The sequence below is a fragment of the Nocardia brevicatena NBRC 12119 genome (assembly GCF_000308495.1).
Lineage (GTDB): Bacteria > Actinomycetota > Actinomycetes > Mycobacteriales > Mycobacteriaceae > Nocardia > Nocardia brevicatena.
In genome coordinates, this window is record NZ_BAFU01000247.1 from 37,893 (window position 1) to 53,486 (window position 15,594).

The 15,594-nt window shown below is 67.4% G+C and carries 13 protein-coding genes and 1 pseudogene; 9 read left to right on the plus strand and 5 right to left on the minus strand.

What is annotated here, in order from left to right:
- The first annotated feature begins 40 nt into the window (after positions 1 to 40).
- The 8 genes from ON20_RS31585 (at position 41) to ON20_RS31610 (ending at position 9,020) form a co-directional block, all read left to right on the plus strand.
- Positions 41 to 1,294 (plus strand): PucR family transcriptional regulator, encoded by a 1,254-nt coding sequence (locus ON20_RS31585; RefSeq protein WP_157229170.1) that lies wholly within the window; start codon positions 41 to 43, stop codon positions 1,292 to 1,294.
- A 107-nt stretch (positions 1,295 to 1,401) separates the two neighbouring features.
- Positions 1,402 to 1,719: a globin family protein gene (locus ON20_RS40115; RefSeq protein ID WP_218002729.1), complete on the plus strand. Its 318-nt coding sequence runs from the start codon at positions 1,402 to 1,404 to the stop codon at positions 1,717 to 1,719.
- Positions 1,720 to 1,905: 186 nt separating this feature from the next.
- A complete protein-coding gene (locus ON20_RS38355) occupies positions 1,906 to 2,112 on the plus strand; it encodes a hypothetical protein (RefSeq protein WP_218002730.1) in 207 nt (68 codons plus the stop codon).
- A gap of 1,044 nt (positions 2,113 to 3,156) precedes the next feature.
- Entirely contained in the window at positions 3,157 to 3,672 is a 516-nt protein-coding gene (locus ON20_RS31595) for a transglycosylase SLT domain-containing protein (protein WP_245547603.1), read from the plus strand.
- A 348-nt stretch (positions 3,673 to 4,020) separates the two neighbouring features.
- A complete protein-coding gene (locus tag ON20_RS41210) occupies positions 4,021 to 4,476 on the plus strand; it encodes a helix-turn-helix domain-containing protein (protein WP_438803463.1) in 456 nt (151 codons plus the stop codon).
- Positions 4,477 to 4,617: 141 nt separating this feature from the next.
- On the plus strand, positions 4,618 to 5,016 hold the full coding sequence (locus tag ON20_RS38365) for an MmyB family transcriptional regulator (RefSeq protein ID WP_281032945.1): 399 nt from the start codon (positions 4,618 to 4,620) through the stop codon (positions 5,014 to 5,016).
- Between the two features lie 189 nt (positions 5,017 to 5,205).
- The gene (locus tag ON20_RS31605) at positions 5,206 to 6,537 is read left to right on the plus strand and encodes an alpha/beta hydrolase (protein ID WP_040841799.1); all 1,332 of its coding nucleotides are present in this window, start codon (positions 5,206 to 5,208) and stop codon (positions 6,535 to 6,537) included.
- The gene (locus ON20_RS31610; protein ID WP_040841800.1) at positions 6,534 to 9,020 is read left to right on the plus strand and encodes a DUF2156 domain-containing protein; all 2,487 of its coding nucleotides are present in this window, start codon (positions 6,534 to 6,536) and stop codon (positions 9,018 to 9,020) included. The genes ON20_RS31605 and ON20_RS31610 overlap by 4 nt, the downstream gene beginning before the upstream one ends.
- Positions 9,021 to 9,152: 132 nt before the next feature.
- Here ON20_RS31610 and ON20_RS31615 read toward each other — a convergent pair whose 3' ends face one another.
- Positions 9,153 to 9,419, minus strand: a complete 267-nt coding sequence (locus tag ON20_RS31615; protein WP_040841802.1) for a hypothetical protein — start codon at positions 9,417 to 9,419, stop codon at positions 9,153 to 9,155.
- A gap of 84 nt (positions 9,420 to 9,503) precedes the next feature.
- On the opposite strand from ON20_RS31615, the gene ON20_RS39635 reads away from it, so the two are divergent.
- Positions 9,504 to 9,611 (plus strand): Rv1535 domain-containing protein, encoded by a 108-nt coding sequence (locus ON20_RS39635; protein ID WP_245547617.1) that lies wholly within the window; start codon positions 9,504 to 9,506, stop codon positions 9,609 to 9,611.
- On the opposite strand, the pseudogene ON20_RS40355 reads toward ON20_RS39635, so the two are convergent.
- The 4 genes and pseudogenes from ON20_RS40355 to ON20_RS38375 all read right to left on the minus strand — a co-directional run.
- A pseudogene (locus ON20_RS40355) lies at positions 9,608 to 13,795 on the minus strand (cation-translocating P-type ATPase); the annotation flags it as partial. The gene ON20_RS39635 and the pseudogene ON20_RS40355 overlap by 4 nt on opposite strands.
- Before the next feature lie 129 nt (positions 13,796 to 13,924).
- Positions 13,925 to 14,359: a hypothetical protein gene (locus tag ON20_RS31625; protein WP_051163722.1), complete on the minus strand. Its 435-nt coding sequence runs from the start codon at positions 14,357 to 14,359 to the stop codon at positions 13,925 to 13,927.
- 365 nt (positions 14,360 to 14,724) lie between these two features.
- Complete coding sequence (locus ON20_RS38370; RefSeq protein WP_218002733.1) at positions 14,725 to 15,189, minus strand: ZIP family metal transporter; 465 nt, start codon at positions 15,187 to 15,189, stop codon at positions 14,725 to 14,727.
- Positions 15,165 to 15,572, minus strand: coding sequence for a ZIP family metal transporter (locus tag ON20_RS38375; protein WP_218002734.1), 408 nt, complete (start codon positions 15,570 to 15,572; stop codon positions 15,165 to 15,167). The genes ON20_RS38370 and ON20_RS38375 overlap by 25 nt, the downstream gene beginning before the upstream one ends.
- Positions 15,573 to 15,594 lie beyond the last annotated feature (22 nt).

The following is a 15,594-nucleotide window of genomic DNA, read 5'->3' on the forward strand; positions in this document are numbered from 1 at the left end:
GGTGTTCGTCCTCCGCGGCGACCGGAGACGAGGTGACATCGTGTCGGAGCACGAGGAACCGTTGCGGCGCGTGGTTCAGCGGATCCTGCGCGATCACGAATCGCTGATTCGATCCATCTCGCTGGATATGCGCACCCAGGTGCCGGAACTGGACTCCGACCCGCGGCTGCGGGAACTCATAGAGGCGGGCACCACCGACAACCTGCTGGCGGCGTTGGACTTCTTACAGAGCGAGGCCGGCCCCGAACAGGTGCGGGTGCCCGCGCGGGCGGTGGTGTTCGCCAAAGTGCTGGCCCAGCGTGATATCCCCCTGTCGGCTCTTACCCGTTCCTACCGGATCGGGCATGCCGCGTTTCTCGACTTCGCCATGAACTTTGCGGTCGAACTGGCCGGGGAGGCGAGTTCGACCGTCATCATCCGAATGGTGCACCGGACCGCGCAGTACATCGACCAGGTGTCCGAGCAGATCATCCGCGCTTATGAAGACGAACACGTGCGATGGGTGGATACCCGCAGCGGCACTCTCCGCGAGTGGGTGAGGCGAGTGCTGCACGACCCGGGTACCGATATCGCCGCGGCCCAGCACGCACTGCGATATCCCCTGACCGGGAGGCACCTTGCGGTAACCGTCTGGTCCGATCCCGGCGTATCCACCGAACAGGCGGCCGCAGCGCTCGGCGGCCTCCGCGATATCCTGGCTCCCGTTGTCGAGGCTTCCGGAATGCTGATGGTGCCGACGGACGAGCACGAAGCACGCGTGTGGTTCGCGGTCACCGCCGACAGCGTCCTCGATCCGGCCGCGGTCGAAGCTGCTATGACGAAGCGGGCATCGCCCCTACGTCTGGCCATCGGCGGTTACGGCCACGGACCAACCGGTTTCCGCGAGGCAGCTCACCGAGCCGATCGCGTACGTGGGGTAGCCCTGATTCCCGGCACTCCTGTTCGCCCGGTGACCAGTTATGACCAAGTCGCAGCGCTGATCCTGCTCAGCGCGGACCTCGAGACCCTGCGCAAGTTCGTGGCCGATTGCCTCCGTGGCCTGGCCACGGATGACGAACGCAGCACCCGGCTGCGGCAGACACTGCGCACGTTCCTGGCGACCAACGGCAGCTTCGCCGCAACGGCCCACGAACTCGGCCTACATCGGAATACCGTCCACTACCGCGTGCAGCAAGCGATGGAGCTTCTCGGATCCTCGACCGAAGATCCGCACCGGGACCTGCATCTGCGCCTGGCGCTCCATGCCGCGCACTGGATGGGACCGGCCGTACTGCGGACGGCTCCCTCGGAGTAGGCGATCGGGTCAGTATACCGGGGTGCGGTGCCCGGCCTTCCCGGTGACGCCCGAGAATTTACCGCTGAGTCACCAACGGACCAATCCATACACTGCCCCCGCTGGACGTGGTGCTGTCACAGCTGAGCCACCGGCACGCTTCGCTCGGTGTCACCGCCGACCAGTACCACGCCGTACACGACAACCTGTTCGCCGCAATGGAATCCACACTCGGGCCGGACGTGTTCAGCGAGCAGGTCGCCGCGTATCCCCTCCCTCCGGAGCATGGGCAGCCCACTGCGGAAGGCTCGGCCCGAGGGGGAGTCCTCGGGGCGCGGTCGTCGCGAATGGCTGCTCCGACCGCAGGGCTGGGGCTCGGCCACACCGGCGAACCGGCCGGTAACGGCGTATCGGCCATACCAGGTGGTCGGCATCATCACCCCTGAGATTTCTCACCGGGAATGCCGGTTGCCGACCTCGTTCCGGCTTTGATGGCCGGCGCCTCGGTGGTGGCGAAACACCAGATCAAAGGACAACGACATCTTTGCCGCCACCGGCACGGTCGGCGGCCGTCGGCGGCCGAGCGATCCGACGCCCGGATCAGGAGGCGTTGATGGCGGGCTCGGAGCGGAGTGCGGCCACCACGAGCCGGGCGTAGCGGCGCCGAGCAGGCCACCCTCGCGGTGCACATTGTCAGGCTCGGCATGCTCGATCCGTATGTCGAACTCCGACCCACCCTTGCGCTTTCCCGAGTCCAGATGTCGGAAGAACAGAAGGACATGAGCCGGTCGGTGTCCTTCGGCTGCTGGGCATCGGTGCGGTTTTCCAAGGATGCCTGACTTCGGAACCGTTGGTGGTCAACGTATCTTCCCTTCGAGGAGTCCGACCGCAACCAGCTTTTCTGGCAACGGCCCCCTGTGGTTCCGTCAATCCGACGGCGCAGCCCCCTTGGAATGTGAGGTCTTATGGCGGCCTCGCCGGAGCTCTGTGCCGGATCGGGCGGCGCGACCGGGCCCACTGCACCGCACCCTGGCCGAACTCCCGACCGCCTTCCAGCCCTCGCCACCGCTGCCGATGTTCTGACATCGGCGGCGCCGCCCGATCGGCGGCTCGTCGGGATCTTCACCCTTCACCGCGCACAGCGCCGCTACCTTCTGCCCGGTTCCGTGGCGGCGAGAAGGCCGAGACCGAGATGCCGCCGGAAAGCTGTCTGCGGCAATAATTTCCGCTTTATCGATGAATCCCGAGAGCAGCCGAACCACGCTCGACCAAGACGTTCCGTTCAATATCCCCGAATAAGATCAACTTTTGCTCCGATCGGGCATAAATTGGTCGCCGAAGTCGTCTCGCCCCTCGCGCTCATCCCATAGACGATCCCGGACAAAGCGTTATCCATCCGCTCGCCAGAGCTCTTACCGAGAATTCTTCGTTCGGCCTCCACCCACCCACTCATGCCGATATTTCGGCTATCGACCCGTGATCAAACGGTAACGCCACCGATCCGCCGTAATTTGTGATGCAAATCACGTTTGACATGAATTTGCCTGCTCATGGGCCTTTCAGAAGACCCGAAAAGAGCCGTTCAAGATCTTCTATTTCATTTGTTAAGCGTTTGTTTACCTAAAATTAATCTACCGTGATCAAGCTGCAATCTGGTCCGGAGAAATCCGGGAGAAACCGATAACCAACCGTGACCGGATTCTTTCCGGACACGACAGCGGTACGCGAGGAGCGCCGACCCCGAATCGTTCCCGCATCGCCCGCCAGGAATTCAACCCCTGGCATCACAACGAAATCCGAAAACAGAACATGAGCCGATTCGGGCGGGCTCCAACCGGATGTCCGCTGTTGATCCGCGCTTCCTTCTCGGGCCGGATCGCCGCATGATCAAGGAACAGATTTCGCAAATGCCTGCCTCACACCCCTCTCCTTTCCGCCACCTGTCGCTTCGTAACTGCGCAGCCCTGGCGGCCGCCATCGGCGTAATCGCCATAGGCCCCTCCACTGCGGTAGCGGTCGCCGACGCCACGCCGGTCTCGGCGGCACAGGAATCCCTACCCGCACAGTCCTCGGCCTACGGGAACAACCTCGACGGCTGGATTCGCCACTCCCTCCAAATCATGCGCGCCCATAACATCCCGGGCAGCTTCGACGGCATCTACCGCAATGTGATGCGCGAATCCAGCGGCAACCCACATGCCATCAACTTGTCGGACTCCAATGCCGCCGCGGGCACCCCTTCCAAAGGTCTGCTCCAGGTGATCGACCCGACCTTCAACGCGTACCATGTCGCCGGCACCGCCTTCGACATCTGGGATCCGGTCGCCAATATCACCGCTGCGTGCAACTATGCGGCACATCGCTACGGCTCGATAGACAACGTCTACGGAGCCTACTGAGCTCGGCCGAACCCGGACACCCCCACGGGAACGGGTCAGGTGGACGCTGCGACCGCGTCTTCGCCACCTCACTGCCGCCCGGCCGGCCTTGATGCCCTGTGGTAAAGGACCTTATTGCCCAGGGCGTCACTTTCCGGCGGAATCCGCGCCGGCGCGGATTCCGCCGGAAAGCCGGTTCAGTTGCCACGCCAAGGCCCGCCATGAACACGGACGGGTATCGGTCGCCACGCGCCGCGCCGACGGCACCGCCTTCTCGATCTCGGCAAGGTCGTCCCGGTGAGGTCCAGCTTCATCGCGGGCAGCAGCTCGTTATGGCCCATGGCGTAGAAGTCACCGGTATCGATCAGCGTGACACCGGCCTCCAGCGCGGCGTGCACGGTAGCGGTCCGCGCGGTCGACCGCGCCACAAGCGCCCGACATGCCCATAGCACCCAGGCCCAGCACGGAAACGGCCGGGCCGGTGCTGCCCAGGGTTCGCACCTGCATCGCGTTCTCCTTCTTCGTCGATCCGACTTCCTGTGCCGCCGCGAGGCAATCCGGCCGGTCGAGGTCGGCATCGCCGATGGTCCCCGCCGCTGCACCAGGGGCCTGCGCCGAGAAGAAGCGGCCATGCTCGCCGGCATGTCGGTGGACTATGTCATACGCCTGGAGCAGGGCCGCAGCAGCCAACCCTCGCCCCGGCTGCTCACCGCGCCGACTCGGGCGTTACGCCTCTCCGACGACGAGCGCGACCATCTGTTCCATCTGGCCGGCACCGGTCTCCGCCCGCCGACCGAGTGGCCCACCCGGCCCGCGCCGGCCTGATACGCATGCCCGATCTGCTCGGCGAGACCCTGGCCCTGGGGCTGTCCGACCTGGGCGAGATCCTCGCCCAGGTCGGGCGGCAGTCCTGCTGACAGGCAACCACACCGGCTTCCCCGGCGACCGGCGCTACACCGTATACCGCTGGTTCACCGATCCCGCTGCCGCACCGCCGGTCCGCCCGAGAGGCAGGAATATCACGCCCGTCGGTTCATGGCCGACCTGCAGGCCGCCGCCGGCCGCCGGTCCGGCGACCCGACGGTCACCGGGCTCGTCGACCGGTTGCGGGCTGCGAGCGCCGATTTCCGGCGGCTCCAGGCCGAGCGTGAGGTGGCGGTCCGGCGCGCCGACCGCAAGACCCTGCTGCACCCCCGGGTGGGGCGCATGGTGAGGGACTGCGAGAGCCTGGCCACGCCCGACCACGGTCAGCAGCTGGTGGTGCCCACCCCGGCGGACACGGTGACCCGCGAGCGGCCGGAGCTGCTGCGGGTGCTCGGCACCGAGGAATCCCACACGAGAGCCACGAACACGCGCGCACGGTGAAGCGACCGCCACGGCCCCGGTCCGGCATTCGAAACGATCCGATCACCAGGTGAAGCGAGATGTCCACCGAGGGCCGGCCAGGGCATCCCCGCCCCGTCACACTGCCGACCGGGCCACTGTCCCGCCCGGTGTTCGCGCGGCGGCCGATCACCGCGTCCGCGGGCACGGTGCACCCGCATACTGGACGTTATGTCGTGGACCGGGCTCATCGATGCGGTGCTTGATCTGCGTGTGACGACGACGGGGGCAATCTTCACGTTCGTTGTCGTCACTGCGGTGAGCCTGGCCATGCTGGCTACGTGTCGGCAGCGACGCTGGCTGTTCGCCGGGCCCACCACCATGGTGGCGGCCGCGGCGTTGGTGGTGCTCGCCGCTGTACTCATCGAGAAGGTGTGGCAGCCTTTCCCCGACCACCTGCCCTGGGCCGTCTACGCCTGGTCGAGTGCGGCGATTCTCGCCGTCACACTGATCGTCGGCCGGTGGTTCGTCCGCCGCCGGGACCGGGTGCGGCCGCTTGTCGCTGCCGGGCTCCTCGGAGCGGCAACAGCGGTGGTGCTCTGTGCCGCCGGCGGAATCAACGCGGTGTACGACGCGTATCCGACGGTGCGTGCCGTCCTCGGCCGCAACGACTACCGCACCGTACGCTTCGATACCTTGCCGGCCCCCGAGTCGGCAGCGGGTGAGCGTCCGCCGCTGTCCGAAAATTGGGTGCCTCCTGCCGACCTTCCGGAGACCGGCGCGGTGACAAAAACCACCATTCCGGGTATCGTTTCCCGGTTCTCTGCCCGTGAGGCGCGAATCTACCTGCCGCCGGCGTACTTCGCCTCCTCACACCCCGACCTGCCCGTGCTCGTGCTCCTGGCCGGGCAGCCCGGCAGTACCGACGACTGGCTCGTCGGTGGCAGGCTCACCGACATCATGGACGCATACGCGGCCGAACACCGAGGACTGGCACCGATCGTCGTCCTCGCCGACGGCACCGGCGGTCGGTTCGACAACCCGCTGTGTGTCGACTCGCATCTCGGGAATGCCGCCACGTACCTGACCGTCGACGTACCGGATTGGGTACGCACCCACCTACAGGTCAACCCGGATCCGCGAGCGTGGGCCGTGGGCGGCCTGTCGTACGGCGGCACGTGCGCCCTGCAACTCGCCACTACCCGCCCCAGCGTCTACCCCACGTTCCTCGACATGTCGGGACAAGCCGAACCGTCTCTCGGCGACCGGAACTCCACGATCCGGGAGGTCTTCGGCGGCGACGCCGAGGCCTTCGCCCGCAACAACCCCGCCGACCTGCTGGCACGCAATCGCTACCCCGACTCGGCCGGCGCGTTCGTCGTGGGCCTCGACGACACCGAATACCGCGGTGCGCTGGAGCAACTCACCGCCACGGCGCGGGCCGCGGGAATGGATGTCCACCTCACCGAACTGCCCGGCACGCACAGCTTCGCCTTGTGGTCCGCCGGCCTCGAGAAGGAGCTGCCGTGGCTCGGCCACCGACTCGGCCTCGACGCCTCATGACGACCCGTATCGTCTCCGGGATTTCTCGCGCCCCCGTGGCTCTCGCTGTGCTCGGGGTGATCTGGATCCTCGCCGCGACCACCGGTGCGTTGATGAAGGGACCGTCGCACGAGCAGGCGTCGAACGTCTCCCTCGGGATCCGCACCTTCGGCGAAGGCCATGTGTGGACACTGTGGACCTCGGGGCTGTTCGCCTCCGGATTCGGCGATTACGTGCTGTCGAGCCTGCTCGTCCTCGCTGTCGCGGTGCCGGTCGAGCATCGAATCGGCAGCCGGCGGTTCGCGATCGCGGCGTTCGTCTCCCAAGGAGCCGGCGCCGCACTGGCGCTTGTCGTGGCGCTGCTCGTGTCGGCGGTGCCGAACTCGTGGGGTTTGGAACTGCACGGACACCTGATCGAGGACCCCCTGCCCTGGGTCCTGGGCTCCTTGCTCGCTGCCACCGCTGCGATGCATACCCTGTGGCGCCGACGTATCCGCACACTGCTGCTGGTGTTTCTCGTGACCACTGCCCTGTTCGCCGGGCATCTGCAGGATGTGACGCGGTTGTCCGCCGCACTGGTGGGCCTGCTCGTCGGTCCGGTGTTGTTCGGGCGCGCCGCGCGCCGCCCGGCACTCGGCGGGACGATCCGGGAACGCCGCACCCTCGTCGCCCTCGTAGTCGCGGCCAGTGTCCTCGGCCCGGTCCTCGCGGCGTTCTCTCCACATGCCATCGGGCCGCTGTCGTCGCTGCGTGAGCTGTTCGATCAGGTGCCTTACAGTCCGCGCGAACTGGTCGACGTGTGCGCTGATCCGGCCCTGCACGACGAGTGCCGTAAAGGACAGCAGGCGCTGCGCCTATCCGGCATCGGACCGCTGGTGATGAATCTCATGCCGTCGGTGTCACTGCTCGTCGGAGCCGAGGGGCTACGCCGCGGCCGGCGAGCGGCATGGCTGCTCTCGGTAGGCGGGCACGCCGCGCTCGTCATCGTCGCCACCGTCAGCGCGGTCGTACGGATCACCGAACAGGACGAGGCACGCTCGTTGCTGTACGGCATCCATCGTCACAGCTCGGTGTACATGGAACTCGTTCCGCTGCTCGAGTTGATCGCGGTGCTCGTTCTACTGTCGGCCACCCGGCGGCTGTTCGAGGTGCGCGCCTCACCCGGGACGTATCGCCGGGTATGGTCGGCCACCATCGCGGCAGCCGGTACCGCGCTCGCGGCCTATGTGGTTTCCGGGACACTGCTCGCCGGCGGCTTCGACCGTGCCCCCGGGGCCGGCACGCTGCTGCGTGACGCACCACTGCGGCTTCTTCCGCCGATGTATCTTCAGCTCTTCGAGCCATCCGTATTGCCGCTGACCTCGGCGGCAACAGTGCTGTTCGAGTGGATCGGCGTGATCGTGTGGGCAACGTTCTGCCTGTTGACGCTGCGCAGCTTTCTCGCCCCGCCGTCAGGGCACGACCCTGGTGGCGAGCGCCGGGTACGGGAGCTGTTGCACGCCTCTGGGGGCGGCTCCCTGTCATGGATGAGCACATGGGCGGGAAACAGGTACTGGTTCGCCGCGGACGGGCGGCACGCCGTGGCGTACCGGGTGCACTCCGGTGTCGCCCTGACCACGGCAGATCCGATCGGTGAGCACTCCCGCCTCGCCGAAACGGTTGACGAGTTCGCGGCCTATTGCCTCGGGAACGGGTGGACCCCGTGCTTCTACTCCGTCGGGCAGGACACCGCGGCCCTCGCCCGAGAGCACGGCTGGAGTTGTTTGCAGGTGGCGGAGGAAACGCTCATCGAACTAGCCGACCTGGCCTTCAAAGGAAAGAAGTTCCAGGATGTGCGGACCGCCCTGAACCGCGCGGGCAAGGACGGAATCGAGGCGAAGTGGACGACGTTCGCCGACGCCCCGCTGTCGGTAACCGAGCAAATCGTCGAGATATCCGAGGAGTGGGTCGCCGACAAGGGACTGCCCGAGATGGGTTTCACCCTCGGTGGGCTCGCCGAACTCCACGACCCCGAGGTCCGCCTGTTGCTGGCAGTCGACCAGGACCACCATATCCACGCCGTCACCTCGTGGATGCCGGTTTACCGGGACGGCACACTGATCGGTCTGACACTGGATTTCATGCGGCGCCGTTCCGACGGATTCCGCGCGGCGATGGAGTTCCTCATCGCCTCGGCGGCGTTGTCCGCCCAGGATCAGGGTCTCGAGTTCCTCAGTCTGTCCGGCGCACCGCTCGCACATGCCGACACCGCCGAACCCGACCTCGACCGCGGCGCCCTCGATGCGTTGCTCGACCTGCTGGGTCGCACACTCGAGCCCGTCTACGGTTTCCGGTCGCTGCTCGCCTTCAAAGCGAAGTTTCAGCCCCGGCACCGGCCCATGTACATGGTGTTCCCCGATTCCGCGGCTCTGCCGACCATCGGGATCGCCATCGGCCGGGCGTATCTACCGCACCTGTCGTTGGAAGAGAGCGGGCAGTTGCTGACCCAGCTGCTGCGCCGCTGAACCACACCGGCGATTTCAGGACAGGTCCTCTACGACGGGTATTCACCGCGCTCGCGGCGGATTCCGCACAGCCGGTCCTCGATCACGAGGAAGTCGGTGTCGGTGAGCGAGGTGGAACCGGCCCGCCGAGTACTAGGCCTCTTCGAGGGCTTCGCCGATTTCGTGGGCGACACGATTGTGCTCGTTCCGCACCAGCCAATGACCGGCCGCGAGAACCAGCGCGACGGGCCATTCGATGATCTCCGCTGCGGCCAGCGCACCAAGAGCGCCGTAATACGCCAACTGCTCGGGCCGAGGAAGGCGGGTCCGTCCGACCACCGGTAGGTCCACCGTGAAACCCTGCGCAGCCAGCACCCGATCGACAGCGTTTCTGTGACTTGTTTGTGATTTTTCGGCCATTCGTTGCCTCCCGGTCACGGCGTATTCGCGTATTCGACGCCTGACATCCGCACGGTGTTGGGCGTGGTGAGAACTGGTTTAGGCATGGGCTCGGATCCGTTGACGGGAGCGCTGGCGCAGGTGCTGACCGTGCCGTTACGCGAGTTGTACGCGGTGCTGTGGCGCTGGGGAGTCATCGAGATCGTCGATTGACCACCCTGTTGCCGCCCTCCCGCGGCGAACAGACGCGGTGCAACGGCGGCGAGGGCCGTCGCGACGGCGGCCGTCGACAACGCCTGCCACCAACCGACCGGGCCCAGCGGCGTGCTGCCGAGCATATGGCTCACTCCCGGCGTGCTGATCAGCGCGCCGAGTACCAATAGCGAGCCGACCGCGGTCCCGATCACCAGCGGGCTGCGCGACTCGATGAGCGTCTGTCCCAACTGTGTCGCGACCAACGCCGCCAACGCCACCGTCGACGCGCGCCGCCGCCGGCCCGTCAGCCGCGCCAACGCCCACGCGGCCGTCGCAGCGGTAGCGGTCGTCGCACCGCGCACCGCCACCGTCCGCCACAACGCGGCCAGGTCGGGTCCCCGGCCGGTATAACCCAACTCGGCATTCGGCGGGCTGACTGCAAGGGCTGCGGCCGGCAGCGCATCGGTGAGGATGTTCACCAGCAGCAATTGACGGGTGTTCAGTGGCGCCCGGCCGGTGAGTGCGGTGCCGGCGATCACAAAAACCACTTCGCCCGCGTTGCCACCGAGCAATACGGCCACGGCTGCCTGCACCCGCCGCCAGAGCTGTCGGCCTTCGTCGAGGGCGGCCGGCAGCGAACGGATCCGTCCGTCGAGCAGCACGACCTCCGCCGCAGTGTAGGCCGGGTCACTGCTGCCCGCGGACACGCCGATGCCGACGGTTGCGGCGCGGATGGCCGCCGCGTCGTTGGAACCGTCGCCGACCATGGCGCATACGTGGCCCAGCCGCTGGATCGTCTCGACGATCTGTACCTTGTGCTCGGGTGACATCCGGGCGAATACCCGCCGGCTCTGCACCATCTGCTCCTGTTCACGCCGGGACAGCGCCTCCCATTCGGGCCCGCTGATCACCTGGTCGTCGTCGACGGACATACCCACTTCGGCGGCGATCGCGGTGGCGGTCACGGGGTGGTCACCGGTGATCAGCCGCACCCCTATGCCTCGGTCGGTCAGCTCGGCCACAACCTCGGCCGCATCCGCGCGCGGGGTATCCGACAGACCCAGCAAACCGACCAATTGCATTCCGGTACTGCATAATTCGACGAAGGCATCGGCATCGCCACGTACCGATCGGGCCTGCGGCGGCGACAGTTGCCGTGCGGCCACGGCAATCACCCGCAGTCCCTCGGTCGCCATCTTGCGCACCTGCCGCTGCGCTTCCTCGTCGACATCCGCGCAGGCCGCGAGCACCATCTCCGGAGCTCCCTTGATCGACAACTGCTCGCCGCACACGGTTGCCGAGAACGAGCGACCCGATCGGAACGGCAAATGCGCCGCCGACTCGCCGCGATCCAGGCCTCGCCCGGCCTCGACGACCGCGCGGTCGGTCGCATGTTCATGAGGCCCGCCATTGGCGAGCGGCGTGGCCCGGACGGCGTGAACGAGCACATCGTTATCGGACCAGCCGGTCGCGGCATACACCGTGGTCACCCGCAGCCGATTCTCGGTGAGAGTCCCGGTCTTGTCGAAGCACACCATATCGACCCGGCCGAGTGCCTCGACCGAACGCGGACTGCGCACCAACGCGCCCGCGAGGGTCAGTCGCCGCGCCGACGCCTGCTGAGCCAGTGTCGCAACCAGTGGCAGTCCCTCCGGAACGGCGGCAACGCCGACGGCCACACCGCTGCTGACCGCCTGCCGCAGACCGGTGGATCGCAGCAGCCCGAGCGCTGTGACCAATCCCCCGCCGATAAGGCTGAACGGCCACGCCTTGTCCGTCAGATCTTTGAGCCGGCTCTGCAGACCGGTGGCCGAGCCGTCCGCGTGCGGGGCCGCGACGGCACGGCGCGCCTGCGTCTGCTCACCGATATCGGTGACGATCGCCACCGCGGTACCCGCCACCACTGTCGTCGTGGCATACAGCATGCAGGCCCGCTCGGCGACGGGCGCGGCCGGTGTGGCATCGACCTGCTTGAGCACCGGCAGCGACTCCCCGCTCAAGGACGACTCGTCGACTTCCACGGCGAGCGCGTGGGTGAGCCGCGCGTCGGCGGGCACCACTTCCCCGGGCCGTACCTCTATGACGTCACCTGGACGCAGGTCTGCGGCATCGACCGTCGCATAGCGACCTACATCGACCAGCTTGCGAGCCGGAGGGCCCTGTGCAGCCGGCAGTCGCCGCAGCAGCCGTTCGGACCGGATCCGTTGGGACGCCGCCAGGGCGGCGTTCCCGACAAGCACCGATCCGATCAGGATCGCGTCGACAGGCGAGCCCAACACCGCGCCGGCCGCCGATCCCACAGCCAATATCGGGACCAAGGGATCGGATAGCTCGTCGCGCAGCGCACCGGCGAAATCCCGTACCGCACGGCGCACCGGAGCAATGACCGAGCGCGCGGGGCGGGCGGCGGATACCGGCGGCGAGTACTCGCGCACGTGGACGGGTTGCGGCGGCTGCAGCACACGACGCACCTGTTCGACGGACATGGCGTGCCATTCGTGCACACTCGCGCCGGGTGGCGGTGGCATCCCGAGCGCTCCGTCGGCGAGCCGGTATCCCATCCATGCGCCGGCGGCGGCGCCGGCGGTAACCGGGGCCATGCCGCGTCCCCGCACCCCGGGTATCATCAGCAAACCACCCAAAAGTGATGCGCCGGTGGCGATTTCGACGCCACGCTCACTGGCACGACGGGCCGCCGGCAAGGCGTGCGCGATCCGCCACACGACCTCCAGGTCGTCGACGAGCACGTCGGCGTGCCACGGTGGTGGTCCACCCGCGGCAATACCGATCGCGACATCGGCATCGGCCAGCGCCTGGACCGCGGAACCCGATACCACCGCCACGATGCGGCCCGCTCGCTGCAACCGGTGCACCGTACGGGCGAGTGCATCGTCGAGGGACCCGTTCACCGGATCGAGGTCGTCGAAGGCGGAACGCAGGTCGTCGAGTGTCTCCACGTCGACCGACACCACATCGGCGCCGCTGCGACGCATTTCGCCGAGCACCGCCGACGCCAGTGGATGATGCGCGAATCGCACCAACACCGCGCTGCTCCTGCCATTACCGGATACCGTCCGTGCCACCTGCTGCCACCCGGGCAGCAATGCGCCGCGGCCCAATTGGTCCTGCGCCCACTGCCATACCGTCGCCCGCTCACGCTCGGGTACGTCGCGGATGCGCGCAACCCGCAGTTCGTCGCAGCACAGTGCCCGTGGGTCGAACACCACGGCGTCGACCCGGTCGAGGCGCCGGAACACCTGGGGCCGCAAGGTCAGCACACCGTGCCGGTCGGCCAGACCGCGGGCGAGCGTCGCGGCGAATACCTCACGGCTGGTGTGGGCCGCTTTGGGCGCCGCGACCACGACGGCGGCAGCGGCGGCGTCGAGGTCGGAGGCGAGGATGCCGATCGTCGGCGCCGCAACCGCCTGCACCACTCCGCTGCGCTCCCCATGACGCTCTATCGGTCCCGGCGGCAGCGGCCTCGGTCGGTCACCGGGTCGGACACCGTCGATACACATGGCGTGCGCCGCAAGCTCGGGCTCGCGGTGTTGCCAGAGAGTGGCCGCGGCGCGGGTCTCGGCGACTTTTGCGAGGTGGATGAACAAGTCGACGCCAAGTGACGCCGGTAATTGGGTGGCGGTGTACGCGGCAGCTGTGGCCAGGGCGATCACAGTATCGGCGGTACCGGTACCGACACGCTGTTCGACGGCGCGACGCAGCCGCGGCTGACCGGCAACGAGCGCGACAACGGCATTGAGACCTGCCGGCAGCCGCCGCGAACCGAGAACCCGGCCGGCCAACGCGATACCCAGGCCGACGGCGTTCATCGCCGCCGAGACCATGCTGCCGGCCAGTACGATGCCGTCGGCAGGCAGGTCCACCGGCGGTCGTCCGGGGTCCGGGTGCCCATTTTCGGCAGCGGTCATCACGTCGCACAGCTCGTCGACGGTTACCGTTTCGTCTACCTCGACGATGACACGCGACAGGGGGTAATTGAGAGTCGCCGAGATCACGCCACGGTGCGCGTGGAGGGCGTCGAGTACCGCGGGGCCCACATCGTGGTCCGGCTCATGTTCGAAGAGACCGCGCACTTCGATCCAGCAGCGGCTCTCGCCGCGCCAACGGCGCCGGACCGGCTTACCGCCGAGCAGTTCCGACGCGGCCTCGGCGATCGACTCGAGCACCCAACCGGCGGGCATCATACGCACCGCTACGCTCGTCGCGAGATCCGCGCCGGGGACGACCGCGGCCGGTCGCACCGCCGTGTCGAGGACGCGTAAGGGCAGCGATACGGAGGCCCGTATCAATCGGCTCAGATCCACCGGCGTCCGCTATCGCTCACTCGGCGTGGGCCGCGATCGAGCCGCGCTCTTGTTACGCGCGGGCGCCTTACCGTCTTCGTCTGCTTGGTCGGGTGTTCGGTCGTCTTCCGGGTTCGACTCGAGGGGCACGAAACGATCGTCGACGTCGGGCGTCGGCGCCTGGCCCGACCGCTGACCGAGCTGCCGGACCACCAGGGCAGCGCCGCCGACACCGAGCAGCACAGGCCAGTCCACCAAACCCGCGGCACCCACCGCCGCCATTGTCAACACAGCCGCCGGTGTCGAGTGGCTGCCTTTGACCAGCCCGCTTTTCACGCCGGACGCGGCGCCCTGTATGCCGCCGATGACGCCGTTTACGGCGGCGCCGCTCACAGCCCCGGCCGCAGCCGTCGTAGCGTCGGCCGTCCGGGTAATCATGTCCACCACGCCTTCGGAAATGTTCATGGCCACTCCGTCGCGTTGACCGTATGGGAACCGCCCAGCAAATCGTAGTATACCTCCGAGTAGGAGCAGGTCGCGCGAAGCGTCGAAGGAGTGGCCGCCGACTCGTCGGACTCTTTTTCCACCCCGTTGAGCAGGAAATATCTTGCGAATCCCGGATGTATCACCATAACACCGCGGTCCGAGCCGTCGCCGGAAGAAGTAGTTTACACTCCTCGCCGCCCACGAGGACGATCCTTTTGGAAAACTCCCGGCAATCCCCTTCCTCGAGGGCGAGGGCGATGTGATCCATATGCCGGGGAACACGAAGAACGGCGACCCGGCCAGGCGACTTCATCCCGACCGGTCCGCGTCCACCTCGTGGGCTTTCACGCGACGCGCCCGGCCCTGGACAGCGGCATCGGCAGCCGGTGGGTACATGCGAAGGCACCGGCCGCCTTCCGGGGGTGCGGACCGGCGAGTTGCGACAGGCCGAACGCGGTGAGGAAACCGGAGACGGTGATCGGACCGATCCACAGATGGGCGTGTTCGAAAGCTTCCGGAATCATGGTGTCGGCGATCATGGCCAGGATCACGCCCGCGGCCAAGGCGGTGATCGCGGCCAATACCGTGGCCGAAACCCCGTCGAGCAACCCGTAACCGGCCATCGCCGCCACACCGCTGATCACCGCGATCCCGGCCCAGAGCGTGAACACATACCCCCGACTACGACCGGCCCGGCGCATGCCCGAGGCGCTGGACAGCCCCTCGTCGGGAACATTGCTGATGAACACCGCGACCACCGTGACCGCGCTGACGGCTCCCCCACTCAGCAGACCGGTGCCGATGACCATCGACTCGGAACCCCGTCCAACAACGCGCCCAACGCGATCGCGGTCCCGGAACCGGACTGTTCGGACTCCGACGGTTGCTGGTCGCCGGACCGTTTGCGGTGACGGGCACCGCGCTGGGCCAGAGCAACATTGGCCAGGGTGTAGATCACCGCCCCCGCGATCGCACCCACCGCTGTGGGGGTCATACCGCCTTGCGCATGCGCTTCGGCGATCAACTCGAACGACACCGCCGATAACAGCACCCCGCTGCCGAAGGCCATCACACTCGCCACGATCGCCACCGGCATCCGAACCAGGTACCCCGCCAAAGCACCCAACAGCAACGAGGAACCGGCCGGCAGTCCCCACCCGCCCGCGGCCAATACATCCCACACTTCGCGCATCGTCTCCTTACAGCCGTGCCGA

Coding starts and splice junctions, on each gene's coding strand:
- ON20_RS31595 (WP_245547603.1), top strand. CDS start 3,157: ATGATCAAGGAACAGATTTCGCAAATGCCTGCCTCACACCCCTCTCCT.
- ON20_RS31605 (WP_040841799.1), top strand. CDS start 5,206: ATGTCGTGGACCGGGCTCATCGATGCGGTGCTTGATCTGCGTGTGACG.
- ON20_RS31610 (WP_040841800.1), top strand. CDS start 6,534: ATGACGACCCGTATCGTCTCCGGGATTTCTCGCGCCCCCGTGGCTCTC.
- ON20_RS31615 (WP_040841802.1), bottom strand. CDS start 9,419: ATGGCCGAAAAATCACAAACAAGTCACAGAAACGCTGTCGATCGGGTG.
- ON20_RS39635 (WP_245547617.1), top strand. CDS start 9,504: ATGGGCTCGGATCCGTTGACGGGAGCGCTGGCGCAGGTGCTGACCGTG.
- ON20_RS31625 (WP_051163722.1), bottom strand. CDS start 14,359: ATGAACATTTCCGAAGGCGTGGTGGACATGATTACCCGGACGGCCGAC.
- ON20_RS38370 (WP_218002733.1), bottom strand. CDS start 15,189: ATGGTCATCGGCACCGGTCTGCTGAGTGGGGGAGCCGTCAGCGCGGTC.
- ON20_RS38375 (WP_218002734.1), bottom strand. CDS start 15,572: ATGCGCGAAGTGTGGGATGTATTGGCCGCGGGCGGGTGGGGACTGCCG.